The organism is Planotetraspora thailandica (assembly GCF_016863335.1).
Classification (GTDB): Bacteria; Actinomycetota; Actinomycetes; order Streptosporangiales; family Streptosporangiaceae; genus Planotetraspora; species Planotetraspora thailandica.
Genome location: NZ_BOOR01000099.1, coordinates 1 through 16360, shown reverse-complemented (window position 1 = coordinate 16360; position 16360 = coordinate 1). Strand labels below are relative to the sequence as shown.

The window sequence follows — 16360 nt, the reverse complement described above, 5'->3', positions numbered from 1 at the left end:
CCCGGCGGGCTCCAGGGGTGGGCTCCGGCTGTGGACGGAGCAGGCCGCGGGCCTGATGGATGCTCTCGGTGTCGAGCACTACGCCGTGGTGGGCCACTCCATGGGCGGTGCCGTGGCGCTGGCGTTGGCGGCCGCGCGTCCCCAGCAGGTCACCCGTGTCGTGGCGGTCTCGACGATGGGCGCCCCCGGGGCGCCGCTGTCCGCCGAGCTCGACGCGGTCTGGGCCGCCCCCGCCGGCCCGCTCGGGGCACGAGACATGTTGAGTCGCCTCGTCCTCGACCAAGCGCTCGTGACCGAGTCGGCCGTCGCTGCCCGCGCAGCTGCGATGCGAGCGGGGGCGGCCGCATTCGCGTCGTTGTTCCCTCCGCCTAGGGCACGTTGGGCCGACGAGCTCACCCTCTCGGCGCAAACGCTGGCAGGGGTCCGCGCGCCCGTGCTGCTCGTCCACGGCGCCGAGGACCGAGTCACCCCGCTCAGGACGGCAGCCCTGCCCCTGCTCGAACACCTGGCCGATGTCCGTCTGCACGTGCTCGGCCGATGCGGCCACGTGCCGGCGCTCGAGCACCCGCACGACTTCGTGCGACTCCTGTCGTGCTTCCTCGGCCGGGAACGAGGTCACTGATTGCTGCGACAGGTCCGCAGCCCGTGCTCAAGCAGATCAACATGAAGCAGGCGTGATCCGCCGCGACCGGAGGTGCGGGCGGAGCTGCATGCCGCCGCGAACCACTCCGTACGGCATGCCGACCATCGCCCGCGGCCCGGCACGCAGGTGGCGCACAACTGGTTCGCGATGGCCTTCTGCGCCACCCGCGACTACACGGCGACAAAGGAGCATTTCGCCTCAGCCGGGCGATTCGTGATTGATTACCCATGGGGCACGGGCGCGGAAACTCGGATGACACGGGTTCGCGGCCGGGGCGATGATCGAGCATGCGAGTCAGGCCCCTCATCCTCGTGGACGTCGACGGCGTGCTCAATCCTTCACGCAGGTCGTCGCTGCACTACCGGCGTCACCTGTGCGCGGTGGGCGGCCAGGTGTACAAGGTGCTGCTCGACCGCCGGCACGGCGCCCGGTTGTCGTCCCTCGCCCGCGATACGGAGGCGGAGCTCGTCTGGGCGACCACCTGGGAGGAGCACGCCAACGTGGAGATCGCCCCGCGCATCGGCCTGCCCCGCCTGCCCGTCATCACGGTGACGACGGACCCCACCTCCAGGGCCGGGGAGAACTTCAAGACCCGCGGCGTCGCCGACTACGTGGACGGCCGGCCGTTCGTGTGGTTCGACGACAGCCTCGGGGCCGCCGATCACGAGTATCTCCGTGCCCATGAGGGCGTGGGCGACTTCCTGCTCGTCGACGTGGATCCGCGGTACGGGCTCACGGAGGACCATCTGGCCCAGGCGCGCGAGTGGCTGGGCCGTACGGCCGGCACGGCCTGAGCCGCAACGATCGTCAGCGCTCGCCGTCACGCTCGCCGCCCGAACGGGGACCGCCGGAGCGGTTGGCCACGATCACGGCGAACGGCGGGATGGCCAGCGCCACGATGGCGACCGCCACGGCCGCAGGGCCGGAGAAGCGGGCGATCACCGTGCCGGACAGCAGGAAGAGCAGCAGGCAGGTGCCCATCAAGGCGAAGTAGATCCTCCGGCGTCCTTTCACGGCCTCCTCCTCGCCCGCCCGCTCCCCGCCGGGCGCGGGCGTTTCAGGCCACGACGCGGCGGGACACGATGCCCCGCCCGACACCATGGCCGAACCAGAGCGCGAACCGATCGCCGGGGTGGAAGTACCGGGCCGCCTCCGGCTCTCGGAACGCCATCGTCACGATGTGGTACTTGTCCCCAGGAGCCAGCGGCTCGTCGTCGTCCGCGGTGATCTCCGCGGAGAACGGACGCCCGTGCTCCGGATGGTCGTCGTAGGACACGCGGATGACCAGCGACTGCGTACGGCTGGGCAGTTCCCGGGACAGGCCGCCCTCCTCGGAGGACAGCAGTGAGATCAGCGCCCTGCACTTCACCTGGGCCATCGGCCCTCACGACCTCTCGATCAAGAACTCACGGTGACCAATTTCATGCTAGGACGCGAGATTTAAGAGGAATGTGAGTTTAGTCCGAAATTAACTTTGGGGCGGGTAGCCGCCAAGACCATCCCTGAGCTGGTCGAACACGCGGCGCACGTCGTCGTGATGGGCGCCGATGATCGCCTCGTCGTCGCCGCCGGAGGCCACTCGTTCCCGCAACCGCCGGTAGAGCGCCCGTTGCGCGCCGATGAGCGTCGAGGCCACGAGGGGAGGAATGAGATCCCCGGGCTCGGCCCGCGCCTCCTCCGCCAGCGCCTCCGCGAGGGTGTTCACGATGTGCGCGTTGACCTCGTACATCTTCCTCTGCAACGCCGGGTTGGCGTTCACAAGCTCGAAGAATCCCCACGGCTGGGTGAGATCGCGCCGGATCCCCGGGATGAGCCTGGTCTGGCCGTCGCACAGCTGCCGGAACGAGTCGAGGATCGACATGCCCGGCGGCCGCTCCCTCACCGCGGCCAGCGACATGGCCTCGCGCTGGTCGGCGCGGTAGAAGACGAGGTCCTCCTTGGTCGGGAAGTGGTTGAAGACCGTCTTCTTCGACACCTGAGCGACTGCGGCGATCTCGTCGACCGTCACGTCGTCGTATCCCCGGGCGCGGAACAGCTTCGCGGCGCTGTCGGCGATGAGCTGGCGCGTCTGGCTCTTCTTCAGCTCTCGCAGCCCGCCCTCACGCATGCCCTCAGCGTACCGTTTTGGACCTTGGTCCCGATTTGACTTCACCTAGGGCATTCTTACACTTGGCGTAACCAAAAGGGGGGCTCATGACATCACCGGCGGTCTCCACGACCCGCCTGAGCAAGCGATACGGCGACTTCGAAGCGGTCAGGGGCATCGACCTGACCGTCGAGAGCGGCGAGACGTTCGGCTTCCTCGGCCCGAACGGCGCGGGCAAGTCCACGACCATCAGCATGCTGTGCACCCTGGTGACTCCCACGGGCGGCACGGCGAAGGTGGCCGGGCACGACATCGTGCGCGAGCGCGACGAAGTACGGCGCAACATCGGGCTGGTCTTCCAGGACACCACGCTGGACGGCTATCTCACCGCCGAGCAGAACCTCCGCCTGCACGCCGAGCTGTACGGCGTGCCGAAGGACGGCCTGGAGGCCAGGCTGCGCCAGGTGCTGGAGATGGTCGGCCTGTGGGACCGGCGCTCGAGCAAGGTCAACACCTTCTCCGGCGGCATGAAGCGGCGGCTGGAGATCGGCCGGGGCCTGCTGCACTCCCCGCGCGTGCTGTTCCTCGACGAGCCGACCGTCGGCCTCGACCCGCAGACCCGCAGCTCGATCTGGTCCTACATCCGCGAACTCAAGCAGGCCGAGGACATCACGATCTTTCTCACGACCCACTACATGGACGAGGCCGAGAACTGCGACCGGATCGCGATCATGGACCACGGTCAGATCATCGCCCTCGACACCCCCGAGGCCCTCAAGGCGGGTGTGGGCAAGGACCGGGTCCAGATCCACACCGACGACAACGCCGAGGCCATCAAGGCGCTCGACGAGCAGTTCGGCCTCCAGGCGACCGCCTCCGAGGGGGCCGTCAGCTTCTTTGTGGACCAGGGCGAGAGCTTCGTCCCCACGTTGTTCGGGCAGTTCCGGCTGCCGATCCGCGCCGTCAGCGTCGCCCGTCCGAGCCTCGACGACGTGTTCATGTCCTACACCGGCAAGACCATGCGCGACGCCGAGGCGAGCGCCGCGCAGCGCGGCCGGGAGACCATGGCGAGATTCCGAGGAGCACGCCGATGACCGCCGTCCAGACCGCCCCCGTCACCCAGGTCAGGGTGCCCGCCCGCAGCGTGGCGGGTGAGCTGCGCGCCATCAAGATCGTCTGGAAGCGGGAGCTCATCCGGTTCTTCAACGACCGCCTGCGCATCCTCACGTCCCTCGTGCAGCCGTTCCTGTTCCTGTTCGTGCTCGGCTCCGGGCTGTCGCAGCTCACCTCGGGCGGCACGGGCGGGCTCAACCTGCGCACGTTCCTCTACCCCGGCATCCTCGCCATGGCGGTGCTGTTCACCGCGATGGCCTCGGCGGCCTCCATCGTGTGGGACCGCGAGTTCGGCTTCCTGCGCGAGATGCTCGTCGCGCCGGTGCGCCGCAGCTCCATCGTCATCGGCAAGTGCCTGGGCGGAGCCACCGTCGCCGCGTTCCAGGGGCTCATCGTCATCTGCATCGCCGGGCTGGTCGGCGTGCCGTACGCGCCGGACCTCATCGCCGGGGTGTTCGGCATCCAGCTGCTGCTGGCCTTCACCATCACGGCGTTCGGCGTCATGATGTCGGCCCGGATCAAGCAGATGCAGTCGTTCATGGCGCTGATCCAGATGCTGATCCTGCCGCTGTACTTCCTGTCCGGCGCCGTGTTCCCCGCCACGAATCTGCCCGCGTGGCTCACCGTACTCAACCGCATCGACCCGCTGGCCTACGCGGTCGACCCCATCAGGCGCATCGTGTTCTCCCACCTCACCCTGGCCCCCGCCGTACGGCAGAGGCTGGACGCGGGCATGACGTGGGGAAGCTGGCGGGTGCCGACCCTCCTCGAGGTCGGCGTGGTGGCCGCGATCGGCGCCGTGCTCCTCGCCATCGCCATCGCCGAGTTCAGCAAGACCGAGTAGAGGCGCACGCCGCTCACCACCGCCGGCGTCGCCGCCTAGAGTCGAACGGTGACCCAAATGATCGTCATGGCGCGTGATGTCGGTGTCGTCGCCGGCGAGGTTCCCATCCTGACCGGCATCGACCTCGCGGCCGGTCCCGGCGAGGTGGTCGCCGTCGTCGGCGTGAACGGCGCGGGCAAGTCGACGTTGCTGCGCTGCCTGGCGGGGCTGCAGCCGCCGGCCTCCGGCGAGGTCGGCGTGTTCGGACGGCCTCCCGCGGACACCGCGGCCTTCTGGCGTGACGTCGCCGTCGTCGCCGACGAACCGGCCTGGTATCCGGGGCTCACCGTCCGCGAGCATCTCGAACTGATGCGTGCCGTCCATCACGATACGCGCCTGACGGTCGAGGCGGCGCTGGAGGAGTTCGATCTGGTGGAGCGTGCGGACCTCGCTCCGCAGACGCTCTCCACCGGCCAGCGGCAACGGCTGGTCCTGGCGATGGCGCTGCTGCGGCCGAGCCGGCTGCTGCTCCTCGACGAACCGGAACGCGGGCTCGACACCGCGTTCCGCGACCGTCTGGCGACGATGCTCACGCGATACGCGGCGGCGGGCGGGACCGTCGTGATGGCCACGCACGACCTCGGGCTCGCCCGCGCCGCCGGTGCGCGCCGGGTGTCGCTGGAGGCCGCCGCATGAGCGACGTCCGCGCCGTGCGCGCCTTCCTCCGATCGCGGGGACGCGCTCCGGTGACCTGGTCGGACCGCTACGTCACCGTCTTCGGCCTCGTGGTGGCCGCTCTGGTGCTGGCGCATCCCGTGACCTCGGCGTTCACCTCGCTCACCGCCGCCGCAGGGCAGACGGACCCGTCCCAGGCGGGTGCCGGTCTCGCGCTGATCGCACTGGCGTACGCGGGCTTCATGCGCCTGGCCCGCACGGTCGGCCCGGTCGTGCTCCCGGCCGCCGACGCCGCCTGGCTGGTGCTCTCCCCGCTCCCCCGCCGGCCCGTCCTCGCCCGGACGGCGCTCGTCCTGGTGGCCGTCTCGGTGGTGGCCGGCGCCGCACTCGGCGTGGCGCTGCTCGCCGTGCTCGGCGGCGGCGGTCATGTCGCGGTACGGCTGGCCCTCGCGCTGGCGCTGGGAATGTCGGCGACGCTCGGCGGCATGGCGACGGCGGTGCTCGCCCAGGCCCACCCCGCCTGGGGCTCACGGTTCGACGCCGGGCTCCTTCTCGCGCTGGTCCTGCTGCTGGTCACAGTGCTGGTCGTCGCGTTCGTGATGCATGCTCCTGCCGGGCTCGCCGCGGCGTGCGCCACAGCGTGCGCCACAGCCTCCGCCGTCCTCGTACGGCAGGCCTGGGCGGCGCTCGGGCGCATCCCGGCCCGCTCGCTGCTGGCCGCCTCGACCCGTGCCGGGCGGGTGGCCGCGGCGGCGACGCTGATCGACCCGGGGGTTCTGAGCTGGATCGCCGAAGACGACCACTGGCGGGGCCGCGTGCTCCGCTCCCGCGTGTGGCCCCGCCTGCTGCGGGCTCGATGGGCGGCGCCGGCGCTGGCCTGGTCGGACTGGCGCAGGCTGGGCCGCCGCCCCGCCCGGTTGTGCGCCCTGCTCGCAAGCACCGCGCTGCCGTCCCTGGCCTCGGCCACCCTGGCGAGTCCGGCGACGAACGGGCTCGTGGCGGCGCTCCTCGCGATCGGAGCGATGACCGCCGCGGCGGCGTGCACGACCGGTGCACGCCGCGACCACGACGACCCGGCGCTGTCCCGGTTGTCCGGCGTCGGAGCCAGGGCCGCGCTCACCGCCCGGGCTGTGCTGCCCATGCTGCTCAGCGCGGCCTGGCTCACCCTCGCGCTGGCCGGGCTGGGCGTGATCGGGGCCCTGCCGCCAGGTCCGTGGTGGTCGCTCGGCATCCTGTGCGCGCCCGCCCTCGCCGCGGGCGCGTTGCGGATGGCGCGGCGGCGCCCGATCGACCACACGATGCCGGTCATCCACACACCAGCGGGTTCCATCCCGACGGGCCCGCTCATCTGGGCGGCGACCGGAGCCGACGTCGCCGCGCTCGGCTGCCTGCCCGTGCTGGCGGCCGTGCCGACGTCCGTGTCCGCCGGGACGCCCGCCCTCGGCCCGCTCCTGGTGGCGCAGGCCGTGTCGGGCGTCGCCGTACTGGTCGTGTTCCTGCTGCGCGCGGCGGGCCCGCGCGGCGGCTGAGTAGTCCAGGAGAGTCAGGCGGATCAGGCCAGGGCGTCGGCGACCGACGCGGCGCCGTTCTTCGCCCGGGCGGCGGGCGCGGTTCGCACCGCTTCGATATGGCCGCCGTGCTGGTCGTGGAAGTCGGCGTCCGGGTCGTCGAACCACACACCGCCGTGCGCCAGATAGCGGAAGCACATCGGCCGGTCGGCGGGAACGGTGACGCTCACCTCGTACACGAAGTTCTTGGGCTCCATGGGGTGGGCGTAGGGATCCCAGTCGTTGAAGTCGCCCACCAGGGAGAGCCCGCCGGGTGCTTGGTCGACCGGCACGGTGAAGGTCAGCTTGACGTGCCCGTCCCTCGCTGGCTTACCACGTTTGATCACGGCGATTCTCCTGATGTCGCTGGGTCACGGCGTTCGATCGCGCCGGAGCGACGGGGGACTCACGCCGAGCGGGACGTCAACCGATGTGATCGGCCGATCGCTCTTCGTGATGGCCGTGGTTTCCATCTACCCAGACAGCCCATGTCGGAATAGCCCGCATATGGAACCATGCCGGTGATCTACCAAATATCACCAGTGACCGAGGGTGTGGCGCGTCCGCTGGTTATGGTGTCTGCTTTCCTGCGTCGTCGCGATGAGAGCCGCGCGGCGCATGGGCGCCCTCTGAGCCGGGCGCGCGTGACCGCCGGTCAGGACGGGCCGGCCCCGTGCGCGGGTCGTGACCGTACGCCGTCGAGCGCGACGCCGAGCACCCGATCGCGCTGCTCCACGTCGACGAACGCGCCTCCGCTGAGGCTGGAGATCATGCGCAGCACGTCGTCGAAGCCGACGTCCGCACGCACCTCGCCCGCCTCCTGCGCGCGGGCGAAGAGCGGCGTCCCCGCGGCGTACATCGTGTCGCGGCAGGAGCGGAACATCTCCGACTCGCGGTTCAGCGCCTCGTAGATGGCCCGCTTGGTGGCCGCGTAGGAGACGAACTGGCGCATCCATGCGACCAGCGCGTCCCACGGCGGCAGGTCGGCGACCTCCGCGGCGGCCCGGGCGAGTTCTTCGACCTCCCCGACGTACACGCTCTCGAACAGGTCCTGCCGGGTCGGGAAGTTCCGGTACAAGGTGCCGATGCCGACGCCCGCACGGCGAGCGATGTCCTCCAGCGACGCGTCGGTGCCGTTCTCGGCGAACGCGTCACGCGCGGCGGCGAGGAGGGCGTCGAAGTTCCGCCGCGCGTCCGCGCGGTGAGGACGCCGCACCGCGACGCCTGCGCTCTGAGGAGCCTTGTCGGTCACCGGTCTTCTCCCTGTCTGTACCCCGACTTGTACCGGAGGACTGCCTCCGCTATCGTTGGTGCCATCCCCAGCGGAGGCCGCCCTCCACTTTTTCGGAGGAGTGCCTCAACTTTACCAGTCATGCCGCTCGCTCCGGCCTGCCGGCACGTGACCGGGGTTTCCGTCGCGTTCACTTCGCGGCGTCTCTCCATCCAAAAGGATTCTTCATGGCAGGAAACGCCTCATCGGCACGGCTGACCTTCGTGGTCTTGTCGGCCGCAGCGGCTTCGTTCTCGATGCTGCAGTCGCTGGTCAGCCCGGTGCTGCCCACGATCCAGCATGATCTGGGCATCAGCCAGAACACGGTGACCTGGGTGCTGACCGCGTGGCTGCTGTCGGCCTCGGTCGCCACACCCCTGATGGGACGCATCGGCGACATGATCGGCAAGGAGCGCACGCTCCTGGTCGCGCTGAGCGCGATCGCCCTCGGATGCCTGGTCGCCGCGATCGCCCCCAACTTCGCGACGCTGATCATCGGCCGGGTCATCCAGGGCCTCGGCGGCGCGGTGTTCCCCGCGTCGTTCGGGATCATCCGCGACGAGTTCCCCCCGGAAAGGGTCGCCTCGATGGTCGGCGTGCTGTCGGCCGTCATCGCGGCCGGGGGCGGCCTGGGCATCGTGCTCGCCGGTCCGATCGTCGAGGCGCTGAACTGGCGGTGGCTGTTCTGGATTCCGATGATCGTCGTCGCGGCGACCGCGATCCTGACCCGCCGCTACGTCCCGGAATCCCCGGTGCGCACACCGGGGCGCATCGACTGGCTGGCCGCGTTACTGCTGTCCGGCTGGCTGGTGGCGCTGCTGGTTCCGCTCAGCGAGGCGCAGTCGTGGGGCTGGACATCGGCTCGGGTGCTCGTGCTCGTCGCGCTCGCCGTGGTGCTGCTCGCGGGATGGATCGTGGTCGAACTGCGCTCACGCAACCCGCTCATCGACATGCGCATGATGCGGTTGCCCGCCATCTGGACGACCAACCTGGTGGCGCTGCTGTTCGGGGCGGGCATGTTCTCGGTCTACGCGTTCCTCCCGGAGTTCATGCAGATCCCGGTGTCGGCCGGGTACGGGTTCGGCTCCAGCGTCACCGGAGCCGGGCTGCTGATGCTTCCCATGCTCGTGACGATGGCCGTCACCGGGTCGCTCAGCGGCCCCATCACCTCGCTCGTCGGCGTCAAGGCGCAACTGGTGTGGGGCTCGGCCTTCACCGCCGTCTCGTGCGCCGCGTTCGCCGCCTACCACGACCAGGCCTGGCAGATCGCCACCGCCGGCGGCGTCTACGGGATCGGCCTCGGCCTGGCCTACGCGTCGATGACCAGCCTGATCGTGCAGAACGTGCCGGCGCACCAGACCGGCGCCGCCAGCGGCATGAACACCAACATCCGCACCATCGGCGGCTCGATCGGCACCGCCGTCGTCAGCTCGATCATCACCGGGCGACTGCAGGGTGACGGCCTCCCCTACGAGTCGGGCTTCACTCGCAGCTTCCTGGTGCTCACCGCGATCTCGGCGGTGACGGTCGTGCTCGCCCTGCTCGTTCCCTCCGCTCAGCGCAGGAAGGCCGGGTTGAGCGCGGCCACGGCCACCCGGGTGGGCGAGCCCGTCCCGTCCGCGGGCACCGCCCACAGGTCCTCGCCGTAGTCGCCCGCCAGGCCGTACAGGACGGTGTGATCGTCGGACCAGACGACCTGGTCGTCGACGCCCCGGGTCTCGGCCAGCGGCGTCTCCTTCATCGTCGCCAGGTCCAGCGCGTACAGGCGCCACGGCACGTCGGGGTCGGTCCCGGGGACCCGCTTCTTGAAGACGAGGCGGGTCCCGTCGGGCGACAACGACGGGCACTCCACGTTGGTGCGCATCGTGGTCATCGTCTGAGCGGCGATGTCGCCGTGCACGAGATAGGTCTGCCCCTTGGTCGCGAGGGTCGCGTAGAAGTGCCCGTCGTCGGCGAAGGTGACGCCCCAGAAGTTCGCGTCGGCCGAGTGGTACGGCTTGCCGTCCTTGATGATCTTGTAGGTCTCCAGGCTCGGCGTCAGCGCCCACGTGCGCGTGTCGACGATCGAGGTCCGGGTCGAGAAGTTGGTGCCCGCGTAGGAGTCGCCGCCCACGAACACCGTCCAGGCGGCCAGGTGGCCGGACGGCGCGACCCGCGCCCGGGTGGGGATGCCCGCGACCGGGAAGTCGCGCAGCGTGTGCAACCGGGAGTCGAGGACGGAGGCGAAGTAGGTCTCCTGCAGCGCGCCGACCTCCTTGCGCAGGCACACGCCGATGCCCGCCGCCGAATAGAAGCGCAGGCAGCGAACCGGCGAGGCGATCCGGGGCCCGCCCGGATCGTTCACCGGCACGGAGACGAGGTCGTCGCGGTACGGGCCCCAAGCCATGTTGCGGAAGATGATCCGCCCCTGATCCTGGAGGCTCACGGAGCCGGAGGTGACGGACGGGCCGCCCGGCTGGGCCTGGTCGTGCTCCCCCGCCCGGTTCGCCGCGTGCATGACGGACGCGAAGGCGACGGTGCCGAGCAGCACCACCGCGGCCAGCAGGATGATCAGGCGGTTCCTGGTGTTCATCGGCTCACCGGGGCTTCCTGCCCGCGCAGGGCGTAGGCCGCCCAGGCCGCGCACAGGGCGAGACCGGCCATCGCGATGCCGAGCGAGGCGCGGTCACCGATCGCGGTCCACGCCGCGCCGAAGGCGAGCGAGCAGCAGAACCGGGCCAGCGCCTGCCCGGTGCCGATCAGCGCGAGCCCGCTCGCGCGCAACTCGGCCGGTACGGCTCCCGCCGCCGCGGCGGGCAGCACCCCGTCGGTCGCCGCGTAGAACGTGCCGTGCAGGGCGAGCACCACGAACGGCAGGGCGCCGACGTGCAACGGCGCGAGCAGCAGGCCGTACGCGAGCAGCAGGGCGAGATGCCCGCCGAGGAACACACGCCTGCGGCCGACCTTGTCGGCGAGCACGCCCAGCGGCAGCGCGAGGAGGAGGAACGCGGCGGCCGTCCCGAGCGGCAGCAGCGGGAACCAGTGCTCGGAGATCCCGAGCCGGTGCTGCAGCATCAGGTAGACGAAGGCGTCGCTGACCGTGGTGAGGCCGAGCAGCGTGGCGCTGACGGTCAGCCGCCTGACGTCGGGCAGTCGCAGCAGCGCCAGCGCCGAGCGCAGCGTGACCGGTGGAGCCTTCTCCTCTGTTGCGCCGGCCTCTGTTGCGCCGGCCTCTGTTGCGCCGGCCTCCGGGGCACGGCCTCCGGGGACGAACAGCAGCAGCACCAGGACGCCGAGCACGGCGACGCAGAAGCTGACGGTGAAGACCGCGTCGTATCCGTCGGCGGCCACGTTCAGAACGAGGAAGGCCACCAGCGGTCCGAGCAGCGCGCCTCCCGTGTCCATGGCCCGGTGCACCCCGAAGGCGCGGCCCCGGGTCTCCGGCGGCGAGGCCAGGGAGATCATCGCGTCGCGCGGCGCGGTGCGCAGCCCCTTGCCCGTACGGTCGGCCGCGAGCACGGCGCCGATGACCGGCAGGGTGCCCGCGACGAGCAGCAGCGGCTTGCATACGGCCGACAGCCCGTAGCCGATCACCGCGACGGCCTTGTGCCGCCGCCCGCGGTCGGCGAGGTGGCCGCCGAACAGTCGCACCAGCCCGCTGACGCCGTTGTAGACGCCGTCGAGCAGGCCGAATCCGAGCGGGCTGAGGCCCAGCCCGGCCACCAGATAGAGCGGCAGGACGGCGGTGACCATCTCCGAGGAGATGTCGGTGATGAAACTGACCGTCCCCAGCGCGAAGACCGTGCCGGAGATGGCCCGAAGGGCCCGGCCCGGCTGAGCGGCCCGATCCGTCCGGCCCGGTTGCACATCGTCGGACGTCGGGACGTCCCCCGACGCGGGAGCGGCGGCCGGGCCGCGTTCAGCCAGGTACAACTCAGCTCCAGATTCCGGTGATGTCCGCGGCGGACGACGCGTTGCCGGCGTGGGTGGTCGAGCCGACCATGTCCTCCAGCGTCCGGAGCAGGTTGTAGTGGTTGTAGGTAGTGGAGGAGGTGCTGCCCGCGATCACCGGCTGGCCGTACAGGACGGTCGCGATCCGGTTGCCGCTCGAGCTGTTGTCCTCGTCGGTGGTGACGACGAGGAGGCTGTTGTTGGACTTGGCCCAGGTCGCGTACGCGCCGAGCTTGTTCTTCAGCCAGGTGTCGCCGGTCGACACCGAGCAGTCGTGCATGTCATTGCACAGGTTCGGGATGACATAGGAGAGCTTCGGCAGCTTCGTGAAGTCCGTGGGGAACTGCGCGAAGGTGTACGCCGAGGAGGTCGGGACGTTGCTGAAGCCGAACCACGGGTTGTGCTTCTGCGCGTACTTGCCGCTGCTGTTGGTGCAGACCGTCGAGCCCTGGCTCGGCAGGCCCTCGTTGTAGCTGGCCCAGGTCTTGCCGGCGGCGATCGTCTCGGAGGCCAGGTTCTTGGCCGAGCTGAAGCCGATCTTGACGCAGCTGTCGCCGGTGATGCCCTGGGTGGAGCCGGAGAACATCGCGTAGTAGTTGGGCTGGCTGGGGTGCGTCTCGGCGTACATCTGAGTGAGATTCGCACCGCCGTTCTTCAGCGAGTTGATGTAGGGGGCGCTGGAGCTGCCGATGATCTGGGAGTAGGCGTGGTTCTCCAGGACGACCACGACGATGTGGCTCGGAGAGGGGACGACGGCCGCGGAGCTCGCGCCCGTCCCCGCCCACAGGGCGGCGACGGCGGCGAGGCCGACGGCGGATGCGACGGTGGCGAGCTTTCCGAGGGAGCGCTTCCTGCCAGCGGATACGACCATGACTGTCCTTCATACAGGGGATGCGAGGCCCGGTCAGGTTAGATCCGCGTGATCGACGATCTCAGTGTGCGTGGGTGAATAGGAACCGAACATTCGACACCCAAGGGGTGTTGGAGGGAATAGCACCTCCAACCGTCACAAAATGGGCACCCATAGGCCACAGCCCGTGCTGGTGAACCGCGCGTCGGTCGCCCGGATCGTGACCGTGACGCCGCCCGAGGCGGCGGGAACCGTGGCGCTCGACACCGTCTGGCCGCCGGCGGTCCGCTTCCAGGAGCAGTCCTTCACGTCGCGGTCGTACGTCCGATACCGGCCGGGCTGGACGTCGGCACCCACCTTCTGGTCGCCTTCACCGAAGGCGGCCATGCCCTGCCTCCACGCGGCGGCGTACTTCGGGCACAAATAACGGACGGCGTCACGCTCGGGGACGCCGAGGGATGCCTTGTTCGCGTGGATCCCCTCCACGTTCATCGCCCACGTGTAGGGGCTCGCCGGGTCCCGCTCAAGCCGGCAGAACAACCGCCCCTTCCGCACGAGTTCGAGGTCGCCGGTCACGCCGTCGACCTTCGTGTCCTTGCGGACCGCGTTCGCGAACCGGCGCTCGGTCGCGGTGAGGTCGCGCACACTGGCCGACGGGCCGGTGCTCGGCGAAGACGGCGCCGACATCGGTACGGCGAGCACGTCGGGCTTGCCCAAGTCCGGCTGGGTCGCGGCCCATACGACGAGGACCGCGACGAGCAGGACAATCGCCGAAATCAGAAGGACCAGTGCGGTCCTGTTCACCGCTTTGTGGAGATTGTTCGGCGGGGCGTTCGGCGGATAGCCGACACGGATATAGGGCGGATCCTGCTCGTGATCCATGTGATGCTCCAGTGATTGAGGAGGTCCGCCGCCAGTGACGACGCCTGACGCGCATCGCAGGTTGGCACGGCGGCTCCTGTCTCGGGGGTCGGCGAACGGACACGGGAACGGTTCATCATCGCCCGGCGGAGATCGCCACGCCAACCCTCCAACGGTCCCGCGTCCTCCCCACTATCCCTACCGTGACCGGCGGAGGTTCCCCGTCCGTACGGCCAGGACGACGCCGAGAGCGAGCACCGCGGTGCAGAGGACGATCGTCGCCCCGTGCGCTACTCACCGGGCCTCCACCCGGGCAGCCCGGCTGCGCTCTTCGTCGCCGGGGCCGGCTTCTCGTGCGTAGCAGGCCGGCCGCGCTCATCGGCGCCGGTGACTGCCGTGCTTGTCATGTCTGGCTCGCTCACGCGCACCTCCGATCTCCGGGCATAAGACGATCAGCTACCGGTAAAGGATCGTGCCGGTGAAAGAGGCGGCGGGTATGAGCCTTATGCCGGGTTTCGCCTGCTGCTGGACACCCAGCTCGCGGCCGCCCGCCTGAGAGATCCGGGGGAACTCGTGGTGAGACGGATCATCGTGCTCCTGTCCGCCGTCGTGACCGTCGTCCTGGCCGTGCCGACGGGCGTCACCGCCGCCCTCGCCGCCGCGCCCGACGTGAACGAGCAGGATCAGGCCTTCCTCGCCGCACTACACCAGGGCAACCTTGCGGAGATCGAGTCAGGCAAGGTCGCCGAGAAGCAGGGCAGCATCGAAGGCGTCCGCCAGGCCGGGAAAACCCTGGTCGACGAGCACAACAAACTCGACGCGGAAGTGCGCCGCGTCGCCGGCGAGGTCGGCGTGACGCTGCCCGACAGCCCCAGCGACGAGCAGCAGGCGCAACTCCAGCGGATCTCGGACAAGAAGGGCGCCGAGTTCGACGATGCCTGGGTGACCGCCGAGATCGCCGACCACCGCGACGACCTGAAGGCGATCGCCGACCAGCAGGCCAAGGGCTCCTCGGCGCCGGTCAAGAAACTCGCCACGGACGCCAAGCCGGTCGTCGAGTCACACCTGAACATGCTCGAGAAGCTCCACGCCGGCTGACACTGGCCTCCCCTCTTCACGGCCGCGCCGTACCGCACGGGTCGCGCCGCCGCGCATGGGCGGCGGCGCGCGTTCAGGCGTAGCGTCGTCACTGGACCCACGGCGCATTCGGGGGGAGGCGCGGCGGTGCACGACGAGGAGCGGATGCTGAGCGGCCTGCTGAAAGCCAGCCACCTGGCGTCGCTGGACGACCTTCCGGATCTGGTGGCCGAGCATGCCGCGCACGCCGGATTCTCCCAGCCGGTGATCTACGTATCGGACCTGCAGCACCGGTTCCTCCTGCCCCTTCGCGGCCGGCACGGCGACGGGGCAGAGCCGCTCACCCCCGTCGGCGTCGACGGAACGATCGCCGGGCGGGCCTACCGCAACGTCGAGATCGTCCAGACCCGGCAACTCGTCGACCCGGCGGCCCCCGAATCGCCGGCGCCCTCCGACCTGGCGGGACGGCGGAAGATGTGGCTGCCGCTGATCGACGGCACCGAACGGATCGGCGTCTTGGGACTGACCGCTCCTGGAGACGACGAGCAGACCCGGTCGCGCGCGGCCCGACTCGCGTCGCTGCTGGCGCTGGTGCTGGTCAGCAAACGGGCCTCCAGCGACACCTACGCCCGGCTCGTGCGGGCGGAGCGGATGACCCTTCCCGCCGAGGTGCTCTGGAACCTCATGCCTCCCGGCACGCTCGCCACCAAGGACATCGTGGTCAGCGCCATGCTTGAACCCGCCTACGACGTGGGCGGCGACGCCTACGACTACGCCACGGACGGCGACCGCCTCCATCTGTCGATCTTCGACGCCATGGGGCATGACGCCTCCGCCGGTCTCACCGCGTCGATCGCCATCGGGTCCTACCGCAACACCCGCCGCAAGGACGCCGACCTCGTCGCCGTCAGCGAGACCATCGACGAGGCGATCGCCGAACAGTTCGGCATGACACGCTTCGCCACCGGCATCCTGGCCAGCCTCGACACGCAGACAGGCCGCCTGGAATGGGTCAACAGGGGGCACCACTTCCCTCTCGTCATCCGGCACGGGCACCAGGCCGCCACCCTCGAGACGGTTCCGTCGCCGCCTATGGGCCTGCGGCTGGGCGTCTCCACCGGAATCAGCCACTACCAGCTCGAGCCGGGCGACCGCCTGATCTTCTACACCGACGGCATCATCGAGGCCCGAGACCTGAGCAAGGAGATGTTCGGTCTCACCCGTTTCATCGACTTCGTCATCCGCCGCGAGGCCGACGGCATGCCCGCCCCCGAGACCCTGCGCCGGCTGATCACAACGATCCTCGCCCACCAGCACGGCATGCTGCAGGACGACGCCACCGTCCTGCTGGTCGAATGGCGGGCCCACCGCCAGGAACGCCTGATCATCTGAAGCGATCACTCGTGGAGAGCCGTTCGCCGGGGGGATCTCCGCTCCGGGGCGGCCCCGTGGGGGTCGCTTGGGTGGTGGGTGTTCGGCGGGGTC

At 70.2% G+C, this 16360-nt stretch carries 18 protein-coding genes; 9 read left to right on the top strand and 9 right to left on the bottom strand.

All coding sequences use genetic code 11. The features are described from left to right. Positions 1–622: alpha/beta fold hydrolase (locus Pth03_RS40515; protein WP_203949839.1), on the top strand; the 622-nt coding region annotated here is incomplete at its 5' end. 308 nt (positions 623–930) lie between these two features. Next, entirely contained in the window at positions 931–1437 is a 507-nt protein-coding gene (locus tag Pth03_RS40510) for an HAD domain-containing protein (RefSeq protein WP_239119786.1), read from the top strand. A gap of 13 nt (positions 1438–1450) precedes the next feature. On the opposite strand, the gene Pth03_RS40505 is transcribed toward Pth03_RS40510, so the two are convergent. From Pth03_RS40505 to Pth03_RS40495, 3 genes are all read right to left on the bottom strand, one after another. Beyond that, positions 1451–1744, bottom strand: a complete 294-nt coding sequence (locus tag Pth03_RS40505; RefSeq protein WP_275413293.1) for a DUF3099 domain-containing protein — start codon at positions 1742–1744, stop codon at positions 1451–1453. After that, positions 1701–2021 carry a hypothetical protein gene (locus Pth03_RS40500; protein ID WP_203949837.1) on the bottom strand — a complete coding sequence of 107 codons (321 nt, stop codon included), beginning with the start codon at positions 2019–2021 and terminating at the stop codon, positions 1701–1703. Before Pth03_RS40500 ends, Pth03_RS40505 begins: the two co-directional genes overlap by 44 nt. Positions 2022–2111: 90 nt before the next feature. Continuing rightward, positions 2112–2750 carry a TetR/AcrR family transcriptional regulator gene (locus tag Pth03_RS40495; RefSeq protein ID WP_203949836.1) on the bottom strand — a complete coding sequence of 213 codons (639 nt, stop codon included), beginning with the start codon at positions 2748–2750 and terminating at the stop codon, positions 2112–2114. An 86-nt stretch (positions 2751–2836) separates the two neighbouring features. Between Pth03_RS40495 and Pth03_RS40490 the strand changes: the two genes are divergently transcribed. Genes Pth03_RS40490 through Pth03_RS40475 form a run of 4 tightly spaced genes read left to right on the top strand, consistent with a single transcriptional unit; the run spans position 2837 to position 6869 of the window. Further along, positions 2837–3823 carry an ATP-binding cassette domain-containing protein gene (locus Pth03_RS40490; protein WP_203949835.1) on the top strand — a complete coding sequence of 329 codons (987 nt, stop codon included), beginning with the start codon at positions 2837–2839 and terminating at the stop codon, positions 3821–3823. Then, the gene (locus Pth03_RS40485; RefSeq protein ID WP_203949834.1) at positions 3820–4686 is read left to right on the top strand and encodes an ABC transporter permease; all 867 of its coding nucleotides are present in this window, start codon (positions 3820–3822) and stop codon (positions 4684–4686) included. The genes Pth03_RS40490 and Pth03_RS40485 overlap by 4 nt, the downstream gene beginning before the upstream one ends. A 57-nt stretch (positions 4687–4743) precedes the next feature. Next, positions 4744–5361, top strand: a complete 618-nt coding sequence (ccmA, locus tag Pth03_RS40480; protein ID WP_239119789.1) for a heme ABC exporter ATP-binding protein CcmA — start codon at positions 4744–4746, stop codon at positions 5359–5361. After that, a complete protein-coding gene (locus Pth03_RS40475; protein WP_203949832.1) occupies positions 5358–6869 on the top strand; it encodes a DUF6297 family protein in 1512 nt (503 codons plus the stop codon). Before ccmA ends, Pth03_RS40475 begins: the two co-directional genes overlap by 4 nt. Positions 6870–6892: 23 nt before the next feature. Here Pth03_RS40475 and Pth03_RS40470 read toward each other — a convergent pair whose 3' ends face one another. Next, on the bottom strand, positions 6893–7234 hold the full coding sequence (locus Pth03_RS40470; protein ID WP_203949831.1) for an isoamylase early set domain-containing protein: 342 nt from the start codon (positions 7232–7234) through the stop codon (positions 6893–6895). A gap of 308 nt (positions 7235–7542) precedes the next feature. Next, a complete protein-coding gene (locus Pth03_RS40465) occupies positions 7543–8139 on the bottom strand; it encodes a TetR/AcrR family transcriptional regulator (protein ID WP_203949830.1) in 597 nt (198 codons plus the stop codon). 206 nt (positions 8140–8345) lie between these two features. On the opposite strand from Pth03_RS40465, the gene Pth03_RS40460 reads away from it, so the two are divergent. Next, a complete protein-coding gene (locus tag Pth03_RS40460) occupies positions 8346–9806 on the top strand; it encodes an MFS transporter (protein WP_203949829.1) in 1461 nt (486 codons plus the stop codon). Here Pth03_RS40460 and Pth03_RS40455 read toward each other — a convergent pair. The 4 genes from Pth03_RS40455 to Pth03_RS40440 all read right to left on the bottom strand — a co-directional run bounded on the left by Pth03_RS40455 (position 9713) and on the right by Pth03_RS40440 (position 13819). Then, positions 9713–10729 carry a TolB family protein gene (locus Pth03_RS40455; protein ID WP_203949828.1) on the bottom strand — a complete coding sequence of 339 codons (1017 nt, stop codon included), beginning with the start codon at positions 10727–10729 and terminating at the stop codon, positions 9713–9715. The genes Pth03_RS40460 and Pth03_RS40455 overlap by 94 nt on opposite strands. Continuing rightward, positions 10726–12069, bottom strand: a complete 1344-nt coding sequence (locus Pth03_RS40450; protein WP_239119784.1) for an MFS transporter — start codon at positions 12067–12069, stop codon at positions 10726–10728. The genes Pth03_RS40455 and Pth03_RS40450 overlap by 4 nt, the downstream gene beginning before the upstream one ends. Before the next feature lies 1 nt (position 12070). Beyond that, positions 12071–12958, bottom strand: coding sequence for an alkaline phosphatase family protein (locus Pth03_RS40445; RefSeq protein ID WP_203949827.1), 888 nt, complete (start codon positions 12956–12958; stop codon positions 12071–12073). 135 nt (positions 12959–13093) lie between these two features. After that, on the bottom strand, positions 13094–13819 hold the full coding sequence (locus tag Pth03_RS40440) for an Rv1352/Rv1906c domain-containing protein (protein ID WP_203949826.1): 726 nt from the start codon (positions 13817–13819) through the stop codon (positions 13094–13096). Between the two features lie 555 nt (positions 13820–14374). Here Pth03_RS40440 and Pth03_RS40435 point away from each other — a divergent pair. Continuing rightward, positions 14375–14896, top strand: coding sequence for a DUF4142 domain-containing protein (locus tag Pth03_RS40435; protein WP_203949825.1), 522 nt, complete (start codon positions 14375–14377; stop codon positions 14894–14896). Positions 14897–15022: 126 nt separating this feature from the next. Beyond that, positions 15023–16267, top strand: coding sequence for a PP2C family protein-serine/threonine phosphatase (locus tag Pth03_RS40430; protein WP_239119782.1), 1245 nt, complete (start codon positions 15023–15025; stop codon positions 16265–16267). The last annotated feature ends 93 nt before the right edge of the window (positions 16268–16360 follow it).

Excerpts from the sequence above, each read along its gene's own strand:
- Pth03_RS40475 (WP_203949832.1), top strand. The coding sequence starts at position 5,358 with ATGAGCGACGTCCGCGCCGTGCGCGCCTTCCTCCGATCGCGGGGACGC.
- Pth03_RS40510 (WP_239119786.1), top strand. The coding sequence starts at position 931 with ATGCGAGTCAGGCCCCTCATCCTCGTGGACGTCGACGGCGTGCTCAAT.
- Pth03_RS40490 (WP_203949835.1), top strand. The coding sequence starts at position 2,837 with ATGACATCACCGGCGGTCTCCACGACCCGCCTGAGCAAGCGATACGGC.
- Pth03_RS40440 (WP_203949826.1), bottom strand. The coding sequence starts at position 13,819 with ATGGATCACGAGCAGGATCCGCCCTATATCCGTGTCGGCTATCCGCCG.
- Pth03_RS40485 (WP_203949834.1), top strand. The coding sequence starts at position 3,820 with ATGACCGCCGTCCAGACCGCCCCCGTCACCCAGGTCAGGGTGCCCGCC.
- Pth03_RS40455 (WP_203949828.1), bottom strand. The coding sequence starts at position 10,729 with ATGAACACCAGGAACCGCCTGATCATCCTGCTGGCCGCGGTGGTGCTG.
- Pth03_RS40500 (WP_203949837.1), bottom strand. The coding sequence starts at position 2,021 with ATGGCCCAGGTGAAGTGCAGGGCGCTGATCTCACTGCTGTCCTCCGAG.
- Pth03_RS40445 (WP_203949827.1), bottom strand. The coding sequence starts at position 12,958 with ATGGTCGTATCCGCTGGCAGGAAGCGCTCCCTCGGAAAGCTCGCCACC.
- Pth03_RS40505 (WP_275413293.1), bottom strand. The coding sequence starts at position 1,744 with ATGGTGTCGGGCGGGGCATCGTGTCCCGCCGCGTCGTGGCCTGAAACG.
- Pth03_RS40460 (WP_203949829.1), top strand. The coding sequence starts at position 8,346 with ATGGCAGGAAACGCCTCATCGGCACGGCTGACCTTCGTGGTCTTGTCG.
- ccmA (WP_239119789.1), top strand. The coding sequence starts at position 4,744 with ATGATCGTCATGGCGCGTGATGTCGGTGTCGTCGCCGGCGAGGTTCCC.
- Pth03_RS40495 (WP_203949836.1), bottom strand. The coding sequence starts at position 2,750 with ATGCGTGAGGGCGGGCTGCGAGAGCTGAAGAAGAGCCAGACGCGCCAG.